This window comes from Streptomyces sp. NPDC005774, assembly GCF_042871645.1.
In the GTDB taxonomy this organism is placed as follows: Bacteria; Actinomycetota; Actinomycetes; order Streptomycetales; family Streptomycetaceae; genus Streptomyces; species Streptomyces pratens.
The window spans coordinates 149,424-175,121 of the sequence record NZ_JBIAIV010000002.1 but is presented as its reverse complement, the minus strand read 5'-3'; the positions used below and the strand labels follow the sequence as shown (position 1 = coordinate 175,121).

The 25,698-nt window shown below is 70.3% G+C and carries 22 protein-coding genes and 2 pseudogenes; 11 read left to right on the top strand and 13 right to left on the bottom strand.

Going from position 1 to position 25,698, the window contains the following annotated elements; translation table 11 throughout:
* Nucleotides 1-22: 22 nt before the first annotated feature.
* Together ACFYQA_RS03010 and ACFYQA_RS03005 are read right to left on the bottom strand one after the other, a co-directional pair.
* Nucleotides 23-370: a hypothetical protein gene (locus ACFYQA_RS03010; protein WP_388910715.1), complete on the bottom strand. Its 348-nt coding sequence runs from the start codon at nucleotides 368-370 to the stop codon at nucleotides 23-25.
* Nucleotides 371-434: 64 nt separating this feature from the next.
* On the bottom strand, nucleotides 435-872 hold the full coding sequence (locus ACFYQA_RS03005; RefSeq protein WP_388910712.1) for an ATP-binding protein: 438 nt from the start codon (nucleotides 870-872) through the stop codon (nucleotides 435-437).
* A gap of 223 nt (nucleotides 873-1,095) precedes the next feature.
* Between ACFYQA_RS03005 and ACFYQA_RS03000 the strand changes: the two genes are divergently transcribed.
* Together ACFYQA_RS03000 and ACFYQA_RS02995 are read left to right on the top strand one after the other, a co-directional pair.
* Nucleotides 1,096-1,977: a helix-turn-helix domain-containing protein gene (locus ACFYQA_RS03000; protein WP_388910709.1), complete on the top strand. Its 882-nt coding sequence runs from the start codon at nucleotides 1,096-1,098 to the stop codon at nucleotides 1,975-1,977.
* A gap of 6 nt (nucleotides 1,978-1,983) precedes the next feature.
* Nucleotides 1,984-2,169, top strand: coding sequence for a DUF397 domain-containing protein (locus tag ACFYQA_RS02995; RefSeq protein ID WP_388910706.1), 186 nt, complete (start codon nucleotides 1,984-1,986; stop codon nucleotides 2,167-2,169).
* A gap of 156 nt (nucleotides 2,170-2,325) precedes the next feature.
* Here the strand turns inward: ACFYQA_RS02995 and ACFYQA_RS02990 are convergent.
* From ACFYQA_RS02990 to ACFYQA_RS02975, 4 genes and pseudogenes are all read right to left on the bottom strand, one after another.
* A pseudogene (locus ACFYQA_RS02990) lies at nucleotides 2,326-3,325 on the bottom strand (Bro-N domain-containing protein).
* A 371-nt stretch (nucleotides 3,326-3,696) separates the two neighbouring features.
* Nucleotides 3,697-3,819, bottom strand: a pseudogene (locus ACFYQA_RS02985) (DNA-binding protein); the annotation flags it as partial.
* Between the two features lie 20 nt (nucleotides 3,820-3,839).
* Entirely contained in the window at nucleotides 3,840-5,141 is a 1,302-nt protein-coding gene (locus tag ACFYQA_RS02980) for an amidase family protein (protein WP_388910703.1), read from the bottom strand.
* Nucleotides 5,142-5,325: 184 nt separating this feature from the next.
* The gene (locus tag ACFYQA_RS02975) at nucleotides 5,326-5,964 is read right to left on the bottom strand and encodes an HD domain-containing protein (protein ID WP_388910700.1); all 639 of its coding nucleotides are present in this window, start codon (nucleotides 5,962-5,964) and stop codon (nucleotides 5,326-5,328) included.
* A gap of 101 nt (nucleotides 5,965-6,065) precedes the next feature.
* Between ACFYQA_RS02975 and ACFYQA_RS02970 the strand changes: the two genes are divergently transcribed.
* Entirely contained in the window at nucleotides 6,066-7,067 is a 1,002-nt protein-coding gene (locus ACFYQA_RS02970) for a GlxA family transcriptional regulator (RefSeq protein WP_388910697.1), read from the top strand.
* Between the two features lie 316 nt (nucleotides 7,068-7,383).
* Nucleotides 7,384-8,022 carry a DUF6518 family protein gene (locus ACFYQA_RS02965; RefSeq protein WP_388910694.1) on the top strand — a complete coding sequence of 213 codons (639 nt, stop codon included), beginning with the start codon at nucleotides 7,384-7,386 and terminating at the stop codon, nucleotides 8,020-8,022.
* Nucleotides 8,023-8,080: 58 nt separating this feature from the next.
* Here ACFYQA_RS02965 and ACFYQA_RS02960 read toward each other — a convergent pair whose 3' ends face one another.
* A complete protein-coding gene (locus tag ACFYQA_RS02960; RefSeq protein ID WP_388910691.1) occupies nucleotides 8,081-8,980 on the bottom strand; it encodes a D-alanyl-D-alanine carboxypeptidase family protein in 900 nt (299 codons plus the stop codon).
* A gap of 438 nt (nucleotides 8,981-9,418) precedes the next feature.
* On the opposite strand from ACFYQA_RS02960, the gene ACFYQA_RS02955 reads away from it, so the two are divergent.
* Both ACFYQA_RS02955 and ACFYQA_RS02950 read left to right on the top strand, forming a co-directional pair.
* Nucleotides 9,419-10,072 (top strand): GntR family transcriptional regulator, encoded by a 654-nt coding sequence (locus tag ACFYQA_RS02955; protein WP_388910688.1) that lies wholly within the window; start codon nucleotides 9,419-9,421, stop codon nucleotides 10,070-10,072.
* Nucleotides 10,069-11,418, top strand: a complete 1,350-nt coding sequence (locus ACFYQA_RS02950) for a nitrate/nitrite transporter (protein ID WP_388910686.1) — start codon at nucleotides 10,069-10,071, stop codon at nucleotides 11,416-11,418. The genes ACFYQA_RS02955 and ACFYQA_RS02950 overlap by 4 nt, the downstream gene beginning before the upstream one ends.
* Before the next feature lie 117 nt (nucleotides 11,419-11,535).
* On the opposite strand, the gene ACFYQA_RS02945 is transcribed toward ACFYQA_RS02950, so the two are convergent.
* On the bottom strand, nucleotides 11,536-12,360 hold the full coding sequence (locus tag ACFYQA_RS02945) for a maleylpyruvate isomerase family mycothiol-dependent enzyme (protein WP_388910683.1): 825 nt from the start codon (nucleotides 12,358-12,360) through the stop codon (nucleotides 11,536-11,538).
* A gap of 218 nt (nucleotides 12,361-12,578) precedes the next feature.
* On the opposite strand from ACFYQA_RS02945, the gene ACFYQA_RS02940 reads away from it, so the two are divergent.
* Nucleotides 12,579-13,397 (top strand): carbon-nitrogen family hydrolase, encoded by an 819-nt coding sequence (locus tag ACFYQA_RS02940; RefSeq protein ID WP_386393835.1) that lies wholly within the window; start codon nucleotides 12,579-12,581, stop codon nucleotides 13,395-13,397.
* 127 nt (nucleotides 13,398-13,524) lie between these two features.
* On the opposite strand, the gene ACFYQA_RS02935 is transcribed toward ACFYQA_RS02940, so the two are convergent.
* The 4 genes from ACFYQA_RS02935 to ACFYQA_RS02920 all read right to left on the bottom strand — a co-directional run bounded on the left by ACFYQA_RS02935 (nucleotide 13,525) and on the right by ACFYQA_RS02920 (nucleotide 18,080).
* On the bottom strand, nucleotides 13,525-14,016 hold the full coding sequence (locus tag ACFYQA_RS02935; protein ID WP_388910680.1) for an LURP-one-related/scramblase family protein: 492 nt from the start codon (nucleotides 14,014-14,016) through the stop codon (nucleotides 13,525-13,527).
* Between the two features lie 128 nt (nucleotides 14,017-14,144).
* On the bottom strand, nucleotides 14,145-14,393 hold the full coding sequence (locus ACFYQA_RS02930) for a DUF6458 family protein (RefSeq protein ID WP_386393832.1): 249 nt from the start codon (nucleotides 14,391-14,393) through the stop codon (nucleotides 14,145-14,147).
* A 203-nt stretch (nucleotides 14,394-14,596) separates the two neighbouring features.
* Nucleotides 14,597-15,970 carry a M18 family aminopeptidase gene (locus ACFYQA_RS02925; RefSeq protein ID WP_388910677.1) on the bottom strand — a complete coding sequence of 458 codons (1,374 nt, stop codon included), beginning with the start codon at nucleotides 15,968-15,970 and terminating at the stop codon, nucleotides 14,597-14,599.
* Nucleotides 15,971-16,253: 283 nt separating this feature from the next.
* Complete coding sequence (locus ACFYQA_RS02920) at nucleotides 16,254-18,080, bottom strand: acyl-CoA dehydrogenase (RefSeq protein WP_388911091.1); 1,827 nt, start codon at nucleotides 18,078-18,080, stop codon at nucleotides 16,254-16,256.
* A 306-nt stretch (nucleotides 18,081-18,386) separates the two neighbouring features.
* Here ACFYQA_RS02920 and ACFYQA_RS02915 point away from each other — a divergent pair, with 306 nt between their 5' ends.
* From ACFYQA_RS02915 to ACFYQA_RS02905, 3 genes are all read left to right on the top strand, one after another.
* Entirely contained in the window at nucleotides 18,387-18,875 is a 489-nt protein-coding gene (locus ACFYQA_RS02915) for an SseB family protein (protein WP_350850749.1), read from the top strand.
* Nucleotides 18,876-19,073: 198 nt separating this feature from the next.
* Nucleotides 19,074-20,054 carry a pirin family protein gene (locus ACFYQA_RS02910; RefSeq protein ID WP_388910674.1) on the top strand — a complete coding sequence of 327 codons (981 nt, stop codon included), beginning with the start codon at nucleotides 19,074-19,076 and terminating at the stop codon, nucleotides 20,052-20,054.
* Nucleotides 20,055-20,294: 240 nt separating this feature from the next.
* A complete protein-coding gene (locus ACFYQA_RS02905) occupies nucleotides 20,295-21,386 on the top strand; it encodes an AI-2E family transporter (protein WP_388910671.1) in 1,092 nt (363 codons plus the stop codon).
* A 6-nt stretch (nucleotides 21,387-21,392) separates the two neighbouring features.
* On the opposite strand, the gene ACFYQA_RS02900 is transcribed toward ACFYQA_RS02905, so the two are convergent.
* Nucleotides 21,393-23,660 carry a SpoIIE family protein phosphatase gene (locus ACFYQA_RS02900; protein ID WP_388910668.1) on the bottom strand — a complete coding sequence of 756 codons (2,268 nt, stop codon included), beginning with the start codon at nucleotides 23,658-23,660 and terminating at the stop codon, nucleotides 21,393-21,395.
* A 155-nt stretch (nucleotides 23,661-23,815) separates the two neighbouring features.
* Between ACFYQA_RS02900 and aspS the strand changes: the two genes are divergently transcribed.
* Entirely contained in the window at nucleotides 23,816-25,579 is a 1,764-nt protein-coding gene (gene aspS / locus ACFYQA_RS02895; RefSeq protein WP_388910665.1) for an aspartate--tRNA ligase, read from the top strand.
* Nucleotides 25,580-25,698: the final 119 nt, after the last annotated feature.

Here is a 25,698-nt window from a genome sequence, read left to right as displayed (position 1 = left end):
CGTTCCCAGATGATCGTGTAGCTCACGAGGCTTCCGCCCCCATGACGAGGGTGGTGATCTCGGCCTGGGTGACCGTGGGGCCGTCCACGGCCCGCGAGTGGAGGGACACAGAGGTGTCGGCGAATTCGATCGCCTGCTCCCGTGTGTCCTCGTCCGGTGTGGAGTCGGCGAGGGCCTGGGCCCACCAGTGGTTCAGGAAGGCCTCGAAGCGGTCGGCGTCGCCCAGGGAGCCCAGCTCCGTGTAGAACTCGGTGCGGCGGTCGATGCGCAGTGCCGTACCGATCGCGTCCACCGTACGAGGAACGATTTCTCCGGTGAACCCGGTGCTTTCCTGCGCCTCGGCAATCGCGTCCTGCCACTCGGTTGCCATCCGAGCCTCCTTCCTCCGGGTGGCCACAGTACTGCGGCACCGCGTCAGCAACCGGCTGATCGGGCTACGCATCAGCCCTCCCCGTCACAGCCATTTCCGCCCACACCGTTTTGCCCACGGCCAGGTGTTCCACGGCCCACCTGTCGACCAGGGCGCGGACGATGAGGAGTCCGCGCCCGAACTGGGCGTCGGGGTCGGCCGGCCGGTCCTGCGGCAGGCGCTCGCCCCTCGGGTCCGTGACGGCGATGCGCAGCGCGGTGCCGGTGAGGGAGGTCTCCACCCGGAACAGCCGGTCCCGCAGGCATCCGTGCAGCAGCGCGTTCGTGCACAACTCGCTCGCGACCAGCGCCGCGTCCCCGGCGGCTCCGGGGTGCCCCCAGCCGACGACGAGTCGTGCGACGTGCCTGCGGGCGCGGGGGATGTTCTGGGGGCAGGGCGTGTAACTGACGGTGTCGTAGCGGTCGTAGCCCTTGGAGAGCGGGGGCGGACAGGAATCGGTCATGGGGGCACACCTCCTTGTGCGAGATGGCGGTGGCTCTGCCGTGCGGACGAGGGCAGCACGGTGCGCTTCCGCCAACTGATGCCTTTGAGTAAGCGGTTGGATACTTAAGGTAGCTTTTTTGGAGTTGGGCAGCAATCGAACGGGGCAGCAATATCGCTGTCCTATTTGTGAGTGGATCGCTCCAAGTCTCAAACTGGTGCGATTGACCGGGAGGGAACGCGAGATGGCGGGCAATGACCCCAATCGTGGCAAGACGATCACGACCGTGCTGGGACGACGGCTCGGCGGGGAACTGCTGCGGATGCGGGAGGTGTGCGGTCTGCGTCAGACGCATGCGGCTGAGGCGCTGACGGCATCGGTCACCAAGATCGCGAAGATCGAACGTGGCCAAGTGCCCATGAGAGACCCCGATGTCAGGGCACTGTGCCACTTGTACGGCGAGAACGACGAGGCGGTGATCGAGAAGCTGCTGGCTCTGGCGAAGGCGGACAGGGACCGGCGCAAGGCCAAGGGGTGGTGGAACCAGTACCCGCAACTGGCGGCTCAGATCGAATACGTCGCACTGGAGGACATCGCCACGGAGATCCGCACCTGGCAACTGACCTTCGTACCCGGTCTCTTGCAGACCGCCGACTATGCGCGGGCTCTCGCAGTCGGCAATGGGGCCTGGCAAGACCTCGACGAGATCGAGACTTTCGTCGAGGCGAGGATGGCCCGGCAGGCGAGACTCGCTGGTGAGCGTCCGCTACAGCTCTGGGCATTGCTGCACGAAGGAGTGCTGCGTCAACTTGTGGGTGGCCGAGATGTCATGCGGGCGCAGCTGGAACACCTGCTGGAGGTGACGAGCCTTCCCAACGTGCGGGTGCAGGTTGTTCCGTTCATGGTCGGCGCTCACCCTGGCATGACCTGTGCCTTCACCGCGGTGTCCTTTGCGGAGCCCGGTGCGCTGGACGTGGTGCAGGTGGATACCTTGTCGACGAAGGTCTGGCTGGAGAGTGAGACTGATGCCGCGCATCACGGCGCTGTCTTCGACCGCATCACGCGGCTGGGGCTGGCGCACAGCAGCTCGGTCAGGTTCATCGACAGCATCCGCAAGGAGGCGTAGGACACCGTGTCTGAGTTCGACTTCAAGAAGTCCACATACAGCAGCGGCGATGCTCACGGCGAGTGCGTCGAGGTCGCCCGCAACATACCCGGCACCGTAGCCGTCCGGGACTCCAAGGATGCCGCCGGCGCGATACTCCGGCTCGCGCCCTCCGCCTGGGCGGCGTTCCTCGCGGACGCCGTCGAGGAGTGAACTCCGGACAACGGCCGGACGCCAGTGTCCTGCCGCGATCCCGGAGAACCCGAAACGGTTGATCGGCTGGGCGTGAGACCCGGCGAACCGCTAGGTTCATCGCAGGAGGGGCGCCGCAACTTCGGATTGCGACGCCCCTCCTGCCGTGCCGGTCTCTCAGATCCGGTGGAGCACGTACACCGGGGCCCCGGTCCTCGGTCCCGCCCCGCGAGCGGATGCAGGCGTGCTTGCGCAGCAGCCGGAGGCATTCGTTGACACGGTGCACGGAAAGCCCAGTACGGGCGGCGATCGACTCCAGTGGCTCGCGCATCTCACCCTGCTCGACGAGAACCGGGGCGATGACCACGGCCACCGTCCACACGTCCTCGGTCACGGACAACCGCTCCCGCCAGTCGGCCAGTACCGACTCCGTGGTGGGCGGCGTGGCCAGGTGTCCCCGGGTCGGACGACGTTCGAGGACGAGGGTGTCGAACCGGTCCGCGATGCGTTCCATCGCCCGCACCATGGCCTGCTGGACAGCGAGAGTTGCCTGCTGCACGGAGAGGGTCGCCTGTTGCACGGCGAGTGCGTCCTGTTGCGCGGTCAGCATCTCCTTCTGCAAAGCGATCGACTCACGCTGTCCGCCGGCGAGCTCCTCGTCCAGCTGAAGGTTGTGCGCCTCCAGCCGGACGATGGCCTCGGCGACCTGTTCCGGCATGGCGTAGGCGATGGGGGCACCTGGCTCGGCGGGCTGTACTTCGGCCTTGTCGAGAGAGTAGGAACCCTCGCGCTGAACGGTCTCGATCACTTCGGCGACCCACTGCTTGAAGGGGGCGCAGGCCGATTTGGTGCAGGCGTTGACGAGGAGGATGAGACCTTGGAGAGAGATGACGTGCAAGTCTCGACGCCACCCCCTACCTGCGGGAATGCTGAGACCGTAACCTCCAGTTACGGTCTCGAGCATCTCTCGATGCTCGTCGGGAACATGATCTGCGAGAGCTTTCCGAGAGTTGGTGTGGCCGAGTTCCTTGCAGACGTCCACCGCCGGGAACCAGTGCGTCCCGTCCGGCATCGTCAGTCTCCGCACCCGGGCGCCGGTCGCCGCGTAGACGAAGTCGCTGACGTCGATCGCCTCATGCCGCTCGGTGAAGCTCTTTCGTCTGCTGGGTTCGTTCATGTGAACCACCTCCGCTGGGGAACGTAGAGCGGGGCGGAGCGCATATGCCAGCCGGTTCGAGGATGTTCACGACTGCGAGCGAAGAAGATCGAAACCGCTGTACCGGCTGATGGGAGTGTGTATGCGGCGGTGGTGCGAGGTAGAGGAAAGGGGGCCCCTGGAGTGGTGGCCCCCTTTCACGTCTCAAGTCGTCAGTGATCAGCAGTTACGGGACAGGCTTTGGGTGGACGAGACGCGCATCCCCCTGACCGTGTAACGCCCGACGAACCACTGGGTTCATCGCAGGAGGGGCGCCGCAACTTCGGATTGCGGCGCCCCTCCTGCCGTGCCGGGCTCAAGCCCGGTGGAACATATGCACCGGAGTTCCGTTCATCGATGAGTTGCAAGTCTCGGCGCCAGCTCCGACCTGCGGGAATGCTGAGACAGTGACTTCCAGTCACTGTCTCGAGATTGTCTCGGTGGTCTTCCGGGACATGGTCGAGAAGTGCTTTACGAGGCGCGGGACGGGGGGAACCTAGGTGGAACTGTGGCGCGGCATGGTGGTGTGAGGGGCGAACGCGGCGGTGAGGGCGCGGTCGCTTCCGGCGGGCGCGAGGAGGCTGAGGCCGACGGGGCCGGCCGGGCTGCGCACTCCGGGCAGGGTCAGCACCGGCAGGCCCGCCGCGCTCGCGGCGCAGACCAGCCGTACCGTCGCGGTACGCAGTGCCAGGCCGTTGCCGGCCGGGCCGGGCGGGGGTGCCGCGGTCGGGGCCGCCGGCTGTACGAGCGCGGTCCCCGGCGGGATCAGCTCGGCGAGCGTGCTCCGCGCCCGGCTCAGGGCGTCCCGGGCCCATGTCAGGTACTCGGCCGGCATGTTCTCGCCCGCGGCGACGGCGTGTGCGACCCCGGGTGAGACGGCCTCGTGATGCGTCTGCAGCCATCTTCCGTGCATCTGCCACATCTCCACGGCCTGGATGACGCCCACTGCCTCCGCCCATTCCTCGAGATGCGCGGCGCAGGTGCTCTCCCTCGGCTGCAGCGGGACGGCCAGCCGGTCCGCCCACGCGCGTGCCGCGTCCTGCAGCGGAAGGCGCAGGGCCGGGTCCGCGAGGGCGAACAGGTCCGTGGCCAGGATCCATCGTTCGATCGGCTGTGCGGGCTGCCGCGGAAGGAGTACGTCGGTCACCCGGTCGAGCAGCCGCGGGGTCCGGGTGATCCAGCTCGGGGTGTCGAACGAGGGCGCGAGACCGGTCTGTCCGGTGTCCGGGACCAGGCCGTGGGTCGGCCGCAGGCCGTACAGCCCGCAGTAGGAGGCCGGTACCCGCGTCGAGCCCGCCGTGTCGGTGCCCAGGCCGATGTCGGCCAGGCCCAGGGCGACGGCACTGGCCGGGCCGCTCGAGGAGCCCCCGGGGACCCGTCCGGGCGACGCGGGGTTCGGCGGCATCCCGTAATGCGAGTTGTGCCCGGACAGGCCGTAAGCCAGCTCATCGGTCTGCGCGATACCGGTGATGTCCGCCCCGGCCCGCAGCAGGGCCCGGACGGCCGCGGAGTGGGCCGGCTCGATCGGGGCTTCGCGCAGCCAGGCCGGATTCCCCATCCCGATCGCGTGGCCGGCCACGGCGAAGACGTCCTTCACCGCGACCCGGGAGCCGGACAGCACGCCTTCCCGGGTCGCCGCGACCAGCGGGTCACCGACGACACGCCAGACCGACGCGCCGGTCTCCTCCGGAGCCGGGACGTCACCGCGGGGGGAGACCGTCGTGCCGTCGCCGTCGAGGTGGGGCCGGACCGGGGTCGGCGCGTCGGCGACGGCGGGACTCGGCTGCTGCGCGGACATGAGCGACCTCGACGGGATCGGGAGACGGGGAGGGGAGGGGACGTACGACCGTGGACCGGGAAAGGGGCGTACGGCCAGCCGTACCCCCAGGGGGCGGACCGGCCGGGACAGGGGCAGCCGACGACGCTGTCGCCGCCCCTGCGTGGGGGACCGGGCCGGCCGGTCCGGCGGCCGAGGGCCGGGGCTATTCGGCCCAGGCGGAGTCCTTGATGACCTCGACGAAGTCGCCGCGGACGAATCCGGGCACGTAGTGGGCGAGCACATCGGCCTTGACGTTGCCGAACGTCGTCTCGGGGCGGTCCTTGATGCCCTCGGTGAACGCGGCCAGGATCCGGTTCTTGAAGTCCGGGCGGGGGTGGGCCTCCAGCACGGCCGCACGCTGTCCGTCGGAGACCGCGTGGTAGCCGATGCCCAGCACGTCCAGTTCCACCCCCCGGGTGACCAGGGCGATCTCGGGGGCCATGTGCAGCGGGATCTCCGGCGTGGTGTGCAGGGCGATCGCCGTCCAGACCCGGTCGGCCGCCTCGCCGGTGACGCCGTGGGCGTGCAGGAACCGCCGTGCCTCGTCGGCGCCGTCGATCTCGAAACGCTGGTCGGTGCGGCGGAACCGCTCGGTCAGTCCCAGGTCGTGGAACATCGCCCCTACGTACAGCAGCTCCGGATCGAACGAAAGCCCCTGTTCGCGCCCGCGCAGCACTGCCCAGAGGAACACGCGCCGGGAGTGGTCGAACAGCAGCGGTGAGGCCGCCTCACGGACCAGTTCGGTCGCCTCCCGCGCCAGAGCGCTGTCCGGGATCCGCACGTCGGTAATCGTCTCGCTCATGGTCTCTCTCCACTTCCTCGTTTCGGGGACCGGCTTCCAGGGTCTCCCGGTGCGTACCATGGCGCCATGTCCTTCCTGACAGAGAAACCACGGATTCGGACATGACGCACCGGGTGGGCTTCGTGGTGTTCGACGGTGTGACCATGCTGGACGTCAGTGGCCCCGCGGAGGTCCTGCACCAGGCGGGCCGGCTCGGCCACCCCTACGACCTGGTCATGATCTCGGCGTGCGGCGGAGAGGTCAGGACCTCGACCGGGATGCCGCTGAGCGGCACCGTGACGGCGGCCGAAGCCGGACGGATCGACACGGTGCTCGTGGCCGGAGGCGACCGCCTGGCCGAGCAGCCGGTGGACGCGGAGCTGCTGGCGACGACCCGTACCGTGGCCGCGCGGGCGACGCGGGTCGCCTCGGTGTGCACCGGCGCTTTCGTCCTGGCCGAACTCGGCCTGCTCGACGGGCGCCGGACGGCCACTCACTGGCGGCATGCCGACACGCTCGCCCGCCGTCACCCCCGGGTACGCGTCGAGCCGGACGCGATCCATGTCCGCGACGGGCGGTTCGTCACCTCCGCGGGCATCAGCGCGGGCATCGACCTGACACTGGCCCTCGTCGAGGACGACCACGGAGCCGAAGCGGCCCGCCGCATCGCACGCGAACTGGTGGTCTTCCTGCGGCGTCCGGGTGGGCAGTCGCAGTTCACCACGGCCGCCACCGCGCCCGCGCGCAACGGTCTCCTGCGGACCCTGATCAGTTCCGTGCTGGCCGACCCGGCCGCTGATCACGACCTGCCGTCCATGGCCCGCGCCGCGGCCGTCAGCCCCCGGCACCTGACCCGGCTGTTCCACACGGAACTGGGCACCACTCCCGCCCGCTGGGTCGAGCGGGTCCGTCTCGACCGCGCCCGACAACTCCTCCTCGACGGACACAGCGTCACCTCGGTGGCCCGGCACAGCGGGTTCGGCAGCGACGAAACCCTCCGCCGCGTCTTCGTCCGCCATCTCGGCACCACCCCCACCGCCTACCGCCAACGCTTCACCACCACCGGCGCGGTCCGGGCCGCGACCCCCGAAGCCGAGGACGCGGTGGAGCACCGCGGGACCTGAGCGCCGGTTCCCCGCCGGTTCCCCGCTGCTCCTCGTCGACGAGGAGCAGCGGACGCGAGTACACCCGCACCACCCCACCTGGGCGTGCGGACGCCTCTCGGCCCGACGGCTGTCCCGGTGCCCCGCACGGCGGTCGGCCGTCACCGCTGATCTCCGTTTCTGGGCCGCCGAGCGCCGAGGTCGCCGAGCGCCGAGGTCGCCGAACGCGAGGTCGCCGAGCGCCGGTACCGCCGAGAACGGCCCTCGAACGCGGATCCCGACGAGTATGCACCGCGCGTATACACTGCACGTATACCTCATGTGTATAGTGCCGGACATGACCACCGTGATCGCCTTGCGCCGCGACACCCCCGCCACCGCCCTCGCCGCGACCTTGGCCTTCGGGCTGCTGCTCGGCTGGGCGACGTACACCCTGCACGGGACGACACCCCTGCTGGAGCGGGCGACCAACTCGGTGTCCACCTGGATCCTGTGGACCGCCGCGGCCGGGGCGCTGATCCGCAGCAGGCAACTCGCCGTCTGGGGTGGAGCCTTGATGATGCTCGCCACCTGTGGTGGCTACTACGCGGCGTCCACGCTCGGGAACACCTTCGGGGCCGGAGGCCTCGGCACCGCCGCCGTGTGGTCGGTGGCGGGGCTGGCCGGCGGGCCCCTGCTGGGGTGGGCCGGATGGACGGTGCGCCGCGGGCGCGGGGACGTGCGGGCGGTGGCCGGCGCGGTCATCGCGATGGTGGTGCTGGGTGAAGGGCTCTGGCTGGGCCTGGCGCTCGGCTACTGGACGGAGGCGGTCGTCTTCCTGTCGGCCGGCGTGCTGCTCACCGCTTTCCTGACGTACCGTCTCGCCCGCGCCCGGGAGCCCCGGTTCTGGCTGTGCGCCGTGCTCGCCCCCGTGTGCGGTGTCGCCTTCTGCTTCGCCGAGAAGCTGATCCTCGACGCCCTGATCGGAACGGTCTGACCCCACATGGGACAGGGGCCCACCGCGAACGGTGAGCCCCTGCGCTGTGGCCCGGGTGTCAGATCCGGCCGAAGCCGTAGTTCATGACCTTCTTGGCGTCCGCCTCGCGCTGGGCGGAGCCGGTCGAGGCGAGGACCGTGCCGATGACGGTCTTGCCGTTCTTCGTCGCGGCGAAGACCAGGCAGTACTTGGCCTGCGGGCCCGAGCCGGTCTTCACGCCGATCGTGCCGCTGTAGCTGCTGAGCAGACCGTTGGTGTTGGTCCACGGCGCCATGGTGCGGGTGCTGCCCGTCTTCGTGACGGTCTTCGCCGTGTACGTCTTCGTCTTGACGATCGCGCGGAAGTTGGCGCTCTTCAGCGCGCTGCTGGTGATCTTCGTCAGATCGTGCGGCGTGGAGTAGTTGTTGCCCTTGCCGATGCCGTCGAACGAGTCGAAGTTGGTGTTCTTCAGACCCAGTTTCTTCGCGTCGGCGTTCATCTTCCCGACGAAGGACTTCACCCGGGCGGCCCGCGTCGAGCCCGTACCGAACTTGTCGGCCAGCGCGTACGCCGCGTCGCAGCCGGACGGCAGCATCAGCCCGTACAGCAGCTGGCGCACGGTCACCTTGTCGCCCACGATCAGGCGCGCGGACGACGCGTTGTTCGCCACGATGTAGTCGCTGTAGGCCATCTGGATGGTGACCTTGGCGTCGAGGTTCAGGTTCTTCTGCGCGAGCACGACCTTCGCGGTCATGATCTTCGTCGTGGAACCGGTCGAAAGGCGGGTGTTCGCGGCCTTGGTGTAGAGCGACTTGCCGTTCGCGTTGTTCATCACGAAGCCGCCCTTGGCGGCGATCGTGGGTGCGGCGGCAGCCTGGACCGGTGACGCGTAGAGGGCTCCGGAGGCCAGTACGGCGCCGGTGGTGACGGCGACGCCGACGGCTCGACGGAGGCGGATGCTCTGAGTGCCGATATTCAAGTGAGGTACCCCGATTAGGTTGAATGCCCCATTGCTGCGGCCGACTTGAGGTGCGGCTGAGTGGGGCCGCATCAGTCTGACGCGCAAGCGGTGTGGATGGTTGTGCGCCGGGGTGTGCGAATTTCGCCGGCCGCCTCGACGGTCCGCCGGCGCGTCGGGCGGCTCGACGGTCCGCAGGCCACCGGGCCTCAGCCGCCTACTGGTTCGCCGGTCCGTTGATCCGGTCCGTCGGTCCGGGTCGCGGGCCCGTTGATCCGGTCCGTCGGTCCGGGTCGCGGGCCCGGGGCGCCGGTCCGTCGGTCCGGGTCGCGGGCCCGGGGCGCCGGTCCGTCGGTCCGGGTCGCGGGCCCGGGGCGCCGGTCCGTCGGGGCTTCGGCCTTCCGGTCCGCATGATGGACGGATGCGTTCATAGGTACGTGTTGTATCTATCCTGTCGCCATGAGCCTGGCCCCCGTGAAGCAACCCCCCGCCGCCGAGCGCGTCTACGCCCACGTCAAGCAGGGTGTCCTCGACCGCCGTTACGAGGGCGGCACCCTGCTGACCGAGGGGGAGTTGGCCGACGCCGCCGGGGTCTCGCGCACCCCGGTGCGCGAGGCGCTGCTGCGGCTGGAGGCCGAGGGCCTGATCCGGCTCTACCCGAAGAAGGGCGCCCTCGTCCTGCCCGTCTCCGCGCAGGAGATCGCCGACGTCGTCGAGACCCGGCTGCTCGTCGAGGAGCACGCGGTGCGCAAGGCCGTCCCCGCGCCCCCCGGGCTCATCGAGCGCTTGGAGGCGCTGCTCGCCCGGCAGAGGGAACAGGCCGCCGCGGGCGACTTCGCCGCCGCGTCCGTCACCGACCGCTGTTTCCACGCGGAGATCGTCCGAAGCGGCGGCAACGAGATCCTCTCCCGCCTCTACGACCAGCTCCGCGACCGACAACTGCGCATGGGGGTCGCCGTCATGTACTCGCACCCCGACCGCATCGCGAAGACCCTCTCCGAGCACCAGGAGATCCTCGAGGCGCTGCGCTCGGGGGACCCGGAGGCGGCCGCCGAGGTCGTCAACCGGCACGTCGGCTGGTTCTCCCACCTGGCCCGGGGGGAAGTGCGATGACCGGCACGAGCGGTGCCGGCGACCCCGCGGGTTCCCCCGGATTCCGTCGACCCGGCGGGAGTCCGCTGCCCGCGGACCCTCCGGGCGGGCGGCGTGCCCTGGCGGTGTGGGGGATCGGTGTCTCGGTCTACTTCGTCGCCGTCATCTTCCGTACGTCCCTGGGGGTGGCCGGTCTCGACGCCGCCGACCGCTTCGACGTCAACGCCTCCGCCCTGTCCACCTTCTCCATCCTCCAACTGCTGGTCTACGCGGGCATGCAGATACCCGTCGGCCTGCTCGTCGACCGGCTCGGCACCAAGAAGGTGCTGGGCATCGGCGTCGTGCTGTTCACGGTCGGACAGCTCGGCTTCGCCCTCTCCCCGTCGTACGGCATGGCGCTCGCCTCCCGCGCCCTGCTCGGCTGCGGGGACGCCATGACGTTCATCAGCGTGCTGCGGCTGGGCAGCCGGTGGTTCCCGGCCCGGCGCGGGCCGCTGATCGGGCAGCTCGCCGGGCTGGCCGGCATGGCGGGCAACCTCGTCTCCACCCTGGTCCTGGCCCGGCTGCTGCACGGCATCGGCTGGACGGCGGCCTTCGGGGGCAGCGCGTTCGCGGGTGTCGTGGTGTTCGTCCTGCTCCTGCTGTTCCTGAAGGACCATCCCGAGGGTCACGAGCCGGACTCCGTGGCGCACCGGGGCGCCACCTACGTACGCCGGCAGATCGCCGCCTCCTGGCGCGAACCGGGGACCCGGCTCGGCATGTGGGTGCACTTCACCACGCAGTTCCCGGCGATGGTGTTCCTGCTGCTGTGGGGCATGCCGTTCCTCGTCGAGGCCCAGGGGCTGTCCCGGGCCACCGCCGGTGAGCTGCTCACCCTCGTGGTGCTGTCCAACATGGTCTTCGGGCTCGTCTACGGCCAGTTGATCGCCCGGCGGCACGGCGCGCGGCTGCCGCTGGTCCTCGGGACCGTGGGGGTGACGGCCCTGCTGTGGGCGGCCACGCTGGCCTACCCGGGCGAGACGGCGCCGATGTGGCTGCTGGTGGTGCTGTGCACGGTGCTGGGTGCCTGCGGTCCGGCCTCGATGATCGGCTTCGACTTCTCCCGCCCGGTGAACCCGCCGGAGCGGCAGGGCACGGCGTCCGGCATCACCAACATGGGCGGCTTCATCGCGTCCATGACCACCCTGTTCGCCGTCGGCGTGCTGCTGGACGCCACCGGCGGGGACTACGGCGTCGCCTTCGCCGCCGTCTTCGTCCTCCAGGCCTTCGGGCTCTCCCAGATCCTGCGGCTGCGCGGGCAGGCGGCGCGCAGGGAGCGGGAACGGCTGGTCGTCGGCCGGGTGCAGAGCGTGCACGTGCCGGTGTAGGGACGCGTGCCCGGGGGACGTATGCCAGGGCCCCGGGCCCGGGGCCCGGGGCCCGGGGGCCCGGGTGCCGTCCGGGGCGCCCCGGGGCCCCGGCACCCCCGCTCCCGCCGGCAGGTCCTACCGCGTCACCGCGAAGTGCCGCAGGATCGCCGCCGCCAGATCCGGGTCGCCCTCCGTCTTCAGCCGGTCCGACACCGCGTCCGGCGTCACCCGGCCGCACGCCAGGCGGACGTACGTCTCCCAGTCGAGGCCGAGCGTGACGGCCGGGCCGAGCGCCGGGGCGGTCTCCAGCGTGCCGCGGCCCTGGATGTCGACGCGGATGGTGCGCAGGAACTCCACGGGCCCGTGGACGTCGATGACCACGGCCGAGCTGCGCGGTGCCTGAGCCTTCTCGGCGACCACCCGCGGCAGCTCCGCGAGCAGCACGTCGCGGGCGACGTGCGCGCCGGGGGAGTCGAGGTCGCCGGGACGGCCGAGGGCCGCGCGCAGGTCCTGCTCGTGCACCCACACGTCGAACGCGTGCCGGCGCATGGACTCCTCCAGGGTGAGCTCCGAGCCGAGCGGGCCGCGCACCGTCCTGCCCGGCTCACGCGACTCGTTGCGCAGCTGGCGGTTGCGGCGGATGATCGTGTACTCCAGCTCGGAGGTCATCTCCGGCGCCGTGTGGTGGCGGCGTACGTCGACCTGGATCTCCGTGTAGCGCTGCTGGTCGTTGGTGACGTGGAACAGGTCGCGCGGCAGTGTGTGGATCGGGCGCGGGTCGCCCAGCATCTCGCAGTCCAGACCGATGACGTGGGAGACCACATCGCGGACCGACCACCCCGGGCACGGCGTCCGCCGGTTCCAGTCGGCCTCCACGAGCGGCTGCACCAGCTCGGATATCGCCTCGACGGACTGGTTCCAGGCGTCGGCGTAGGGCTGGAGGGTGGGATGCAGACTCACGGAACGGGACCCCTCGGCGGTCGGTACACGGGCAGGTTGTGGCGGCGGTGCCAGTGGGCGGTGGCTGCGCTCGGCGGGCGTCTGGGGACTCCCCCGGTTCTCGACTACGCTCGAACCGGGAGGGCCCCCAAGTTACGCTGCTGTGAGGCACCCCGGCAGTGCTTTCGTGTGACGATCGTAGGCCGTGCCGACGAGTCAAATGCCAGGACGGTGGTATTGTGCGCGCTTCGTTGCTCCAAGTCGCCGTGAACGAGGGCGAATCGGTCGAATCCCGTCGGCGCAGGGTCGCCGCTCTGGTAAGGGAACAGGCCGGGGCCGACCTCGTCGTCCTGCCGGAGCTGTGGACGACCGGCGCTTTCGCCCACGAGGACTTCGCGCGCGAGGCGGAACCCCTCCACGGGCCGACCCTCGAGGCGATGGCCGCGGCCGCGCGCGACGCGGGGGTATGGCTGCACGCGGGTTCCGTCCCGGAGCGGGCCGCCGCCGACGGCGGCTCCGCCACGGGCGACGGGCCGCTCTACAACACCTCGCTCGTCCTCTCCCCCGCCGGCGACCTGGCCGCCGTCTATCGCAAGATCCACCGCTTCGGCTTCGACCAGGGCGAGGCCGTCCTGATGAGCGCGGGCGACGCGCTGGTGACCGTGCCGCTGCCGCACACCACGCTCGGCGTCGCGACCTGCTACGACCTGCGCTTCCCCGAACTCTTCCGCGCTCTCGTCGACGCCGGTGCCGAGACGCTCGTCGTCCCGGCGGGCTGGCCGGAGCGCCGCCGGTCCCACTGGACGCTCCTGGCGCGGGCGCGGGCCGTGGAAAATCAGGCGTACGTCCTCGCGTGCGGAACGGCCGGGACCCACGCCGGAGTTCCGCAGGCGGGTCACTCGATCGTGGTCGATCCGTGGGGAGAGGTCCTGGCGGAGGCCGGCCCCGGGGAGCAGGTCCTCACGGTGGACTTCGACCCGGCGGAGGTGGCGAAGACCCGCGATCGGTTCCCGGCCCTCAAGGACCGCGTCCTGGGCCTGGACCGCCCGCACCGCTGAGCCCGCACCGCTGAGCCCTCGCCCCGGGGAACGGACCCGGGCGGGGCCTGAACGGAGCCGGGCGGCCCCTGAACGGACCCGGGGCAGGTGTCCGGGGTGGGCCCTGGGGCCGGGCCGGGCCCGGCCCCTAGCCCTCCCGCTCCTTCTCCGCCAGGTGGATCACGCACACCGCCACCGCGATCAGCAGTGCCGGGTCCGCGTCGTCCCGTACGACGTCGACGCCGTACGTCTCCCGGATGTGCCGCCAGCGCCGCGAGATCACGGCGAGCAGCTCACCGTCGTACTCCACGGCGAACTCACGGTCGAGGATCTTGCCGCTGACGTCCAGTTCGGTGCCGTCGGCCAGAGTGACCCGGTAGTGGTTGCGCAGCAGGGACAGCCGCTTGCGCCGGATCGCCGCCAGCGCCTCGCCGTCCCGCTCGATCACCATGGTGTCGCGCAGGGCGAACATCTTCTTGCGGATGTCGATGAGCACACGGCCCCGGGCGTCCTTCAGTTCGAAGGTGTCCCGCAGCCGCATGGCCTTGCCGTCGACGAGGAAGACCTTGTTGCCCTGGTCGTCCTCGATCCAGTAGTCGTCACCGATTCCGAGGAGCCGGTCGCGTACGAGGAATCTCATGCCATCACGGGTGCCCCGCAGCCCGCCTCCCGACGCCGTCACTAGGCCGATTGTCGGCATGCGGCGTACCCCCGGCACATGCGGTGTACATGGCACGAGCGTGGCGTACGGGTCCCGGTGACGCCCGATCAGACCCCGTATCCGTCGCTGTAGCCGTCGCGGCTGCGCGGGCGGGTGTCGTCGATGACCGGTGTGGCCGGCGGAACGACGACACGCCTGCGCCGGGCGATGCTGCTGAAGGTCGCCACGCCGATCAGACCGACGATCATGAAGATGACGCCGACCAGGTTCAGGTTGACTCCCTGCATGTCCCAGTCGGTCGCGAAGGTGAGGATCGCCCCTACGGCGATCAGGATGATGCACCCTCCGAGTCCCATGAGTGCCGCCTCCCTATCCGGTTCTTCCGGTTCTTCCCCGGTCCTTCCGGTTGCCTCCGGATACCCGGGCGGCCATCACTCATGCTTCGGCGGCGAGTAGGCCTCCCGTCGGAATGCGCGGAACTCCCGCGGGAGGCGCGGAGCTCCCGCGGGAGGTCGACTCACCGCCCGGCGCACGCGGGGCCGGTGACGGGGCGGGCTCCCTACCCCTCCAGGAACGCCGTCAGCGCGTTCGCCAGGAGGAACGGGTCCTTCGCGCCGCACAGTTCGCGCGCGCTGTGCATCGACAGGATGGCCACGCCGATGTCGACGGTCCTGATGCCGTGCCGGGCCGCGGTGATCGGGCCGATCGTGGTGCCGCACGGCATGGAGTTGTTGGAGACGAACGACTGGAAGGGCACGCCCGCCTTCTCGCAGGCCGCCGCGAACACGGACCGGCCCGAACCGTCCGTCGCGTAGCGGTTGTTGACGTTGACCTTGAGGATCGGGCCGCCGTCGACGCGCGGGTGGTGCGTCGGGTCGTGCCGCTCCGCGTAGTTGGGGTGGACGGCGTGACCGGTGTCCGAGGAGAGGCAGACGCTGCCGGCGAAGGCGCGTGCCCGGTCCTCGTACGAGCCACCGCGGGCGAACACCGAGCGCTCCAGCACGCCGCCGAGCAGCGGCCCGTCCGCACCGGTGTCGGACTGTGACCCGTTCTCCTCGTGGTCGAAGGCGGCCAGGACGGGGATGTGGGTCGGCCCGGCCCCGGACGCGGCGGCAGCCGTCAGCGCGGCCGTGCCGGCGTGCACGGACAGCAGGTTGTCCATGCGCGGGCCGGCCAGCAGTTCCTTGTCGCGGCCCAGGTAGGCCGGCGGCTCCACGGAGTGCACCATCAGGTCCCAGCCGGTGACCTCGCCGGAGGGGACCCCGGCGGTGTCCTCCAGGAAGGCGATGAGGTCGCCGTCGCGCACGTCCTCGCCCAGGCCCCAGACCGGCTGCATGTGGCGCTGCTTGTCGAGCTTGAGGCCGTCGGTGTTCACCGAGCGGTCCAGGTGGATGGCGAGCTGCGGGACGCGCAGCAGCGGCCGGTCGACGTTCACCAGCCGGGTCGAGCCGTCCCGCAGGGACAGCCGGCCGGCCAGGCCCAGGTCACGGTCGAGCCAGGAGTTGAGCAGCGGCCCGCCGTAGATCTCCACGGCCACCTGGCGCCAGCCCTGCGTTCCGGTGTCGGGCCGCGGCTTCACCCGCAGGTTGGGGGAGTCGGTGTGGGCGCCGACGATCCGGAACGGCGTGTGGGGCGCCGCACCCTCGGGGACGTACCAGGCGATGATCGCGCCGCCGCGCAGGACGTACTTGCCGCCGCTGCCCGCTCCGGGAGCCGCCGAGGTGTCGGCGTCCCAGGCGTCCGTCTCCATGACCTGACGGAAGCCCGCCTTCTCCAGCCGCTCGGCGGCGTTCGCCACCGCGTGGTACGGCGTGGGGGAGGCGGCGAGGAAGGTCATGAGGTCGTCGGTGTGGCCGCGGTCGAAGGTGAGGGGCGCGTGTACGGCGCTCCGCGGAGGGGCGGCGGCGGGAGACGGACGGGCGGGTTCACTCATGGGTTCACCTTAACGAGGGCGAGGGCCCGCTTCCTGGTGCGGAAGCGGGCCCTCGTACGGGCGCGGGGAGGAGCGGACGGGATCGGCCGATCGTGTCCGCTCCCGCGTGCATCTGTGCCGGTATCTGTGCCGGTATCTGTGCCGGTATCTGTGCCGGTACCCGTGCCGGTATCTGTGCCGGTATCTGTGCCGGTACCCGTGCCGGTACCCGTGCCGGTACCCGTGCCGGTACCCGTGCCGGTACCCGTGCCGGTACCCGTGCCGGTACCCGTGCCGGGAGGTCCTAGAAGGCGGCCTCGTCCAGTTCCATCAGGTCCAGCTCCACGCTTTCGGCGATCTTGCGGGCCATGGTGACGCCGGGCAGGACGTTGGCCGCGAAGAACTTTGCCGCGGCGATCTTGCCGGTGTAGAAGGGGACGTCCTTGGCGGAGGCCGTCTGGAGCTTCTCGGCGGCGACCGCGGCACCCTTGAGGAGCAGGTGGCCGACGATCACGTCACCGGAGGCCATCAGCAGGCGGGTGGTGTTCAGGCCCACCTTGTAGATGTTCTTGACATCCTGCTCGGTGGCCGCGAGGTCGGTGAGCATCAGGCCGACGATGGCCTCCAGCTCGACGGCGGCCTTGGCCAGGTGCTCGCGGGCGCCGGCCAGATCCTCGCCGCCGGTGCCGAGGGCGAGGAACTGCTTGATGTCCTCGGCGACCGAGTTCAGGGCCGCGCCCTGGTTGCGGACGATCTTCCGGAAGAAGTAGTCCTGGCCCTGGATCGCGGTGGTGCCCTCGTACAGGGTGTCGATCTTGGAGTCGCGGATGTACTGCTCGATCGGGTACTCCTGCAGGAAGCCGGAGCCGCCGAAGGTCTGCAGCGACTGGGCGAGCTGCTCGTAGCCCTTCTCGGAGCCGTAACCCTTGACGATGGGCAGGAGCAGGTCGTTGAGCGCGTGCTCGGCCGAGGTGTCCTCGCCCGCGGCCGCCTTGACCGCGATCGTGTCCTGCACCGAGGCGGTGTGCAGGACGAGCGCGCGCATGCCCTCCGCGTACGCCTTCTGCGTCATCAGCGAGCGGCGCACGTCGGGGTGGTGGGTGATGGTGACCTTGGGCGCGGCCTTGTCCATGAAGTTCGCGAGGTCCGGTCCCTGGACGCGCTCCTTGGCGTACTCCAGCGCGTTGAGGTAGCCGGTGGAGAGGGTGGAGATCGCCTTCGTGCCGACCATCATGCGGGCGAACTCGATGATGCGGAACATCTGGCGGATGCCGTCGTGCTTGTCGCCGATCAGCCAGCCCTTGGCGGGGTGGCGGTCGCCGAAGGTCATCTCGCAGGTGTTGGACGCCTTCAGGCCCATCTTGTGCTCGACGTTCGTCGCGTAGACGCCGTTGCGCTCGCCCGGCTCGCCGCTCTCGGCGTCGAAGAGGTACTTCGGGACGAGGAAGAGGGACAGGCCCTTGGTGCCGGGGCCGGCACCCTCGGGACGCGCGAGCACGTAGTGGAGGATGTTCTCCGACATGTCGTGCTCACCCGAGGTGATGAACCGCTTCACGCCCTCGATGTGCCAGGAGCCGTCCTCCTGCTGCACGGCCTTCGTGCGGCCGGCGCCCACGTCCGAACCGGCGTCCGGCTCGGTGAGGACCATGGTGGAGCCCCACTGCCGCTCGACGGCGATCTGCGCGATCTTCTTCTGCTCGTCGTTGCCCTCCTCGTGGAGGACCCCGGCGAAGGCGGGGCCGGAGCAGTACATCCACACGGCCGGGTTGGCGCCCAGGATCAGCTCGGCGTACGCCCAGATCAGCGACGGGGGAGTCGTCGTGCCGCCGATGGCCTCGGGCAGGCCCAGACGCCAGTACTCGGAGTCCATGAAGGCCTGGTAGCTCTTCTTGAAGGACGCGGGAACCGGTGCGGTGTTGGTCTCCGGGTCGAAGACCGGCGGGTTGCGGTCGGCGTCGGTGAAGGACTCGGCCAGCTCGTTCTCCGAGAGGCGGGTCAGCTCCTCGAGGACGCTCTTCGCGGTGTCGACGTCCATCTCCTCGAACGGCCCGGTGCCGTACAGCTTGTCGCGCCCGAGGACCTCGAACAGGTTGAACTCGATGTCGCGGAGATTGGACTTGTAGTGCCCCATGGTGACGGCTCCCGGTCCGTAGAGAGAACGGCGAGGCACTTGATTCCTCGCACAGGTTTGCATTCCAACAAGTGGCTACGATGATGCTACCCGCCAGTAATAAGAAGCAAGCCAGATCCGGCCATCTGTGACGAGATACGCCCCCGCGGGCTTCCCGGAGCACCCGGCCGCGGATCACCGGAAGCCGGCCGCGGCCGCTTCGCGGAGTGCCGCGCCGTCGGCGGGCCGGCCCGTCCTGCCTTGTCCGTCAGGCATTACCCGCCCTTACCCGCCCGCCCCTGTGCTGCTCTCGGTACGCTTGCGCGCATGTACGGCTACGACCAGAACGTAGGGGCACAGCAGGGGTATGTCCCGCCGCAGCAGCAGATGCCGGGCGGCTACGGGCAGCAGCAGCAGCAGCAGCAGCAGCAGCAGCCGCCGCTGTACCCGGAGCCGTCCGCACCGTCGCTCGCGGACGCGGTGCGCGCCTTCACCACGGGGCAGGTGACCGCCGAGGACTTCCAGCAGGTCTTCGCGACGTCCAAGGTGTACTGCCCGCGCGGCGACAACCCGGGATTCCTCGCCCTGCACAACACCCAGCAGCCGGTGATCCCGATGTTCACCTCGCTGAAGGAGTTGCGGCGGTACGCGGGCAAGGAGTCCAAGTACTTCGTGATCACCGGCGCCGAGATGATCGACCTGCTGCCGACCGGCTACGGCTTCGTGCTGGACATGGAGGGCGAGCACCGGATGGTGTTCGACGCGAAGGCGGTGGAGCAGATGGTCGAGTTCGCGATGCGGCGCATGTATGGCTAGGGCCCGCCCCGGACGCCCCGGCCGCGGGCACGCCCGGTGCCGTCGCCGGGGTCACCGTCATTGCGTGACGGGCGGGTGATCTCCGCCCGCCCCGGAACCTGCCGAGCCCGGAGGGAATGCCCTCCGGGTTTTTTCTGTTGCTGCTGGCAGGAAGTTCAACGCTCAACTAAAATGGTCGTACGAGAGAGAGGTACCGACATGCCTGCAGTGACCGTCGAGAACACGCTGACGCTCCCCCGCGTGACAGCTTCGGCCGACTCCGTGGCACGCCCCGTGCTCACCGTCACGACCGCGCCGAGCGGTTTCGAGGGCGAGGGCTTTCCGGTGCGCCGGGCGTTCGCCGGGATCAACTACCGCCATCTCGACCCGTTCATCATGATGGACCAGATGGGCGAGGTGGAGTACGCGCCGGGCGAGCCCAAGGGAACGCCCTGGCACCCGCACCGCGGATTCGAGACCGTCACCTACATCATCGACGGGATCTTCGACCACCAGGACTCCAACGGCGGTGGCGGCACGATCACCAACGGCGACACCCAGTGGATGACGGCCGGTTCCGGGCTGCTGCACATCGAGGCGCCGCCGGAGCAGCTGGTCATGTCGGGCGGCCTCTTCCACGGGCTCCAGCTGTGGGTGAACCTGCCGGCCAAGGACAAGATGATGGCGCCGCGCTACCAGGACATCCGCAGTGGCAGCGTCCAGTTGCTCACCTCCCCCGACGGCGGCGCGCTGCTGCGGGTCATCGCCGGTGAGCTGGACGGCCACGAGGGCCCCGGCATCACGCACACGCCGATCACGATGGTCCACGCGACGCTGGCTCCGGGTGCCGAGATCACCCTGCCCTGGCGCGAGGACTTCAACGGGCTCGCCTACGTGATGGCCGGCCGTGGCACGGTCGGTACCGACCGCCGTCCGGTCCACCTGGGGCAGACGGCGGTCTTCGGCGCCGGGGGCTCGCTGACCGTCCGCGCGGACGAGAAGCAGGACTCGAACACGCCGGACCTGGAGGTCGTCCTGCTCGGCGGACAGCCGATCCGGGAGCCGATGGCGCACTACGGGCCGTTCGTCATGAACACCCACGAGGAACTCCAGCAGGCCTTCGACGACTTCCAGAAGGGCCGGCTGGGCTCCGTCCCGGCCGTGCACGGCATGTCGGCGTCGGGACCGAAGGAGTCCTGACCCAGGAGCTCCAGGGGCTCCAGGAGCCCCTGGAATCCCGGGAGTCCTGACCCTGGCTCCCCGGGATTCCTGACCGGCCGAGTGTGTGGTGGCCCCGTCCGACACCGGGCGGGGCCACTCGCTGTTCCCGGTGCGGTGACCGGGGAAGGAGGAGGGGGTGACGTGCCGCTTCCGGTGCGGTGGCCGGGGGCGGGCGGCGGGCGGGTGGACAGGGTGTGCCGGGCGTGATCGGCTGAGACGATGCAGGACTCCTCGTCATCTCCGTTGCTGCCCGAAGCCGTTCGGCGTTTCGCCGCCTGGTGTGCCGTCATCCTGCTCGCCTGCGGGGTCGGTTACGTCGGGGTGCTGCTGTGCGTGCAGTTCCGGACGGCCGTGATTCCCGTGCTGCTCGCCCTGCTCGGTACGGCTCTGCTGCGACCACTGCACCGGCGGATGGTGCGGGCCGGCGTGCAGCGGTCCCTGTCGGCGGGCCTGACCTGTGTCGCCGTCGTCGCGGTGGTCGGCGGGGCGCTGTACATCGTCGTGTCCGCGCTGGTCGATTCCGGGGACCAGATCATCGCCTCGCTCAGGACCGCGGCGCGCGATCTCAGCAGGCATTTCGGGGCGGCCGACACCTCCCTGGACGACATCGTGGGGAACGCGCGCGATCTGCTGTCCAAGTTCGGGGGTACGGCCGCGTCGGGCGTCATCAGCGGGGTCGGTGTGGTGGGCCAGGCGCTCGCCATGGCGGTGCTCGCGCTGCTGCTCGTCTTCTTCTTCCTGCGCGACTCCGACCGGGCCGCCGGCGCCCTGCGCGGGCTCGTGCCGGGCGACTCCGGGGGCGTGGTGCTGGCCATGGCCCGGCGGGCCTTCAAGGGGGTCGAGGGCTTCATGCGGGGGACCACCCTCATCGCCCTCATCGACGCGGTCTGCATCACCGTCGGACTGCTGATCCTCGAAGTGCCGGGCGCCGTCGGGCTGGGCGCGCTGGTCTTCGTCGGGGCGTACATCCCCTACCTCGGGGCGTTCATCTCCGGGGCGGTGGCCATCCTGGTGGCGCTGGCCGACCGGGGGTTCCTCATCGCGCTGTGGGTGCTCGGCGTGGTCCTCGCGGTGCAGGCGCTGGAGGGGCACGTGCTCCAGCCGATGATCCAGAGCCGCACCGTGCAGATGCATCCGGCGGTCGTCATGATCGCCATCACCGCCGGTGCCTCGGTCGCCGGGATCGTCGGCATGCTGATGGCGGTACCGGTGACGGCGGCAGTCCTCGGGGTCCTGGACGAACTGCGCCAACGCCACACCGCGTCGGCGGAACCGTCCTCGAAGTCGCCCCCGGAGCCCGAGCCGTCGTGAGGGCCTTCACGGGGTGGGGCGGTTCTCCCGGGGCTTGCCGTCCGCAAGAGGTTTGCGGCCCTCGTAGGGCTTGCCGTCCTCGGGAGGCTCGCGGTCGTCGAGGGCGGTGCGGTCCTCGTGGGGCTTCGAGGGAGCAGCCCCGTCGGCCCTGTCCGGCGGGGTGTCCGCCTCGTCCTCGTCCAGCTCGAACCAGATGCTCTTGCCCTTGCCGCGCGGGACGACGCCCCAGGTGTGGGCCAGCAGTTCGATCAGGAGCAGGCCGCGGCCGGAGGACGCCAGCTCGCCCGGTGTGCGCAGGTGCGGGAGGTCCTCGCCCGCGTCGGTGACCTCGATGCGCATCCGGCGGCCCTGAGGCCCGTCGGTGATCTCGACTTCGAGCAGGGCGACGGCGTCCGTGTGCACGAGGACGTTGGTGAGCACCTCCGACAGGAGCAGGACCGCCGAGTCGACCTGGTCCGTCGAGCACCAGTCGTGCAGCAGCTCGCGCAGTTGCTGCCGGGCCTCCGCGACCCGCTCCGGCTCGGCCTGCTCCACCGTCAGCATGGTGCGGCGCAGCGACGGCCGTACGGTGTCCCGGCCCGCACCGGAGCCGCGGTCCTCGGCCCGACGGGAGAGCAGCAGCAGGGCTATGTCGTCCTCGCGGCGGTCGATCAGAGGGCCGGTGGTGTGGTGCGAGGAGGGACCGTGGACCGCTTGGACCAGAGCGTCGGCCAGTTCCTCCAGGCTGCCCCTGTGGCGTTCGAGGATGTCGCGCAGCCGCTGCCAGCCGGTGTCCAGGTCGTGCCCGCCGGTCTCGATCAGACCGTCCGTGCAGATCAGCAGGGTCTCGCCGGACTCCAGGACCATGCGGGTGGTGGGGTAGTCGGCGTCCGGGTCGATGCCCAGCGGAAGTCCGCCGGCCGTCTGCCGGATCAGTACGGTCGTGTCGGGCATGCGGACCACCGGGTCGGGGTGTCCCGCGCGGGCGACGTCCAGCATCCCACCGGCGGGGTCGACCTCCACGTACAGGCAGGTCGCGAAGCGCGGATCGACGGGGTCCACCTCGTTGATCCCGTACAGGAAGCGGGAGGCGCGGGAGAGCACGGCGTCGGGCCGGTGCCCTTCGGACGCGTACGCCCGCAGGGCTATCCGCAGCTGGCCCATGAGCCCGGCGGCCCGTACGTCGTGTCCCTGCACATCCCCGATGACCAGGGCGAACCGGCCGTTCGGCAGGGGAATCACGTCGTACCAGTCGCCGCCCACCTGGAGGCCGCCGCCGGTGGGGATGTACCGGGCGGCGAGGCTCATTCCGGGGATGCGCTGAGGGCCGAGCCTCGGCAGCATCGAGCGCTGCAGGCCGTCGGTGAGGGCCCGCTCGTTCTCGGCGGTGCCCGCGCGGGACAGTGCCTGGGCCAGCATCCGCGCCACGGTGGTCAGCACCGACCGCTCGTCGGGGGTGAAGGCGACCGGGTAGCTGAAGGCCGCCATCCAGGTGCCTATCGTGCGGCCGGACACGACCAGCGGCAGGAACGCCCAGGAGTGGCGGCCGAAGCGTTCGGCGAGCGGCCAGGTGAGGGGATAGCGGGCCTGGTACTGCTGCGGGGTGGACAGGTAGATCGCGTGGCCCGTCCGTACCACCTCGGCGGCCGGGTAGGGGGTGTCCAGTGGCATGTGGAACGGGTCTTCGGCGCCGGGTTCCTGTCCGTAGTGGCCGATGATGGTGAGCCGGTCGCCCGCCACGCCGAACACCGCGAGTCCGTCCGGTGAGAAGCCCGGCATCGAGAGGTTCGCCGTGACCCGCAGTACTTCCTGCGTCGACCGCGCCTCGGCCAGCGCCCTGCCCGCGTCCAGCAGGAACGCCTCCCGGGACCGTCGCCAGTCGCCGGTGACCGCCCTGCGGCCGGCGGGGGTGCCGGGCGTCGGATCGGTGACTTCCTGAAGGGTTCCGGTGAGCAGGTACGCCTTGCGCAGGGGGTCGAAGGTCGGCTTGGAGCGGCTGCGCACCACCCGTACGATCCGTCCCCGACTGTCCATGATCCGGATGCGTACCTCGGCGAGGGTGCCCTCGGCGACGGCGAGCCGGACCACTCCGGTGATCTCGTTCCAGTCGACCGGGTGCAGTCGTGCCCGCACCTGGGCCTCTGTGAGGGTGGCCTGCTCGGCGGGCAGTCCCAGGAGCCGTGCCGCCACCTCGTCGACCGTGACCAGCCCGGTTGCCGTGTCCCAGTGCCATCTGCCGGTGTCGACGAGGGCGAGGACTTCCCCCATGGACGGCAGGGGCTCACCTGTGCGCATTGCCCCACTTTATGGAGTTTCAGGAGAAAAATGCTACCGGCGGTTCCCGCGGCACCGACGGACAATCCTGGGGCGGCGATCTCGGACCGGCCGGTAGGCTTGGGGGAGTTTCACGTGAAACAAAACCCCGATCCGCGAAGGCTGGATGAACGACGATGCATCGGTACAGGTCCCACACCTGCGGCGAGCTCCGCGCCTCTGACGTCGGCACCGACGTCCGGTTGAGCGGCTGGCTGCACAATCGGCGCGACCTGGGTGGCATCCTCTTCATCGATCTGCGCGATCACTACGGCATCACGCAGCTCGTGGCCCGGCCCGGCACGCCCGCCTACGAGACCCTGGACCGGCTCTCCAAGGAGACCGTCGTCCGGATCGACGGCAAGGTCGTCTCCCGCGGCGCGGAGAACGTCAACGACGAGCTGCCGACCGGTGAGGTCGAGGTCGAGGTCGGCGAGGTCGAGGTGCTGGGCGCGGCGGCTCCGCTCCCCTTCACGATCAACGCCGAGGACGGGGTCAACGAAGAGCGGCGCCTGGAGTACCGCTTCCTGGACCTGCGCCGTGAGCGCATGCACCGCAACATCCTGCTGCGGACATCGGTGATCTCGGCCATCCGCCACAAGATGACGGCGCTGGGCTTCAACGAGATGGCGACGCCGATCCTCAGCGCCACCTCCCCCGAGGGCGCCCGCGACTTCGTCGTCCCGTCGCGCCTCAACGCGGGCAGGTTCTACGCGCTGCCGCAGGCTCCGCAGCAGTTCAAGCAGCTGCTGATGGTCTCCGGCTTCGACCGCTACTTCCAGATCGCGCCCTGCTTCCGCGACGAGGACGCCCGCGCGGACCGCTCGCCGGGCGAGTTCTACCAGCTCGACGTGGAGATGAGCTTCGTCGAGCAGGAGGACGTCTTCCAGCCCATCGAGAAGCTCATGACCGAGCTCTTCGAGGAGTTCGGCAACGGCCGTCACGTCACCTCGCCGTTCCCGCGGATCCCGTTCCGCGAGGCGATGCTGAAGTACGGCTCCGACAAGCCGGACCTGCGCGCCAAGCTGGAGCTCGTCGACATCACCGACGTCTTCGAGGGCTCGGAGTTCAAGGCGTTCGCCGGCAAGCACGTGCGCGCGCTGCCGGTGCCGGACGTCTCCGGCCAGTCGCGCAAGTTCTTCGACCAGCTCGGTGACTACGCGGTCTCGCAGGGCGCCAAGGGCCTGGCCTGGGTGCGGGTGGCCGAGGACAGCTCACTGACCGGCCCGATCGCGAAGTTCCTGACCGAGGCGAACATCGCGGAGCTGACCAAGCGGCTGTCCCTCGCCCCCGGCCACGCGGTGTTCTTCGGCGCGGGCGAGTTCGACGAGGTCTCCAAGATCATGGGCGCCGTCCGGGTCGAGGCCGCGAAGCGGGCCGACCAGTTCGAGGAAGGAGTCTTCCGCTTCTGCTGGATCGTCGACTTCCCGATGTACGAGAAGGATGAGGACACGGGGCGGATCGACTTCTCGCACAACCCCTTCTCGATGCCGCAGGGCGGCTTGGAGGCCCTTCAGACCCAGGACCCGCTGGACATCCTGGGCTGGCAGTACGACATCGTGTGCAACGGCGTCGAGCTGTCCTCGGGCGCGATCCGGAACCACGAGCCGGACATCATGATCAAGGCCTTCGAGATCGCGGGCTACGACCGTGAGACGGTCGAGGACAAGTTCGCCGGCATGCTGCGCGCCTTCCGCTTCGGCGCCCCGCCGCACGGCGGCATCGCCCCCGGCGTCGACCGCATCGTCATGCTCCTCGCCGATGAGCCCAACATCCGCGAGACCATCGCCTTCCCGCTCAACGGCAACGCCCAGGACCTGATGATGGGCGCCCCGACGGAGCTGGACGAGGCCCGCCTGAAGGAACTGCACCTGACGGTGCGCAAGCCGCAGGCGAAGTAGAACCACAGCGGAGAGGGGGGGGGGCCCCGGGGGGGCCCCCCCGGGGGGCGGGCCCCCCCCCCGGGGCCGGCCCGGGGGGCCCCCGGGGGGGGGGGGTTGCCCAGGCGGTCGGCGCCCGG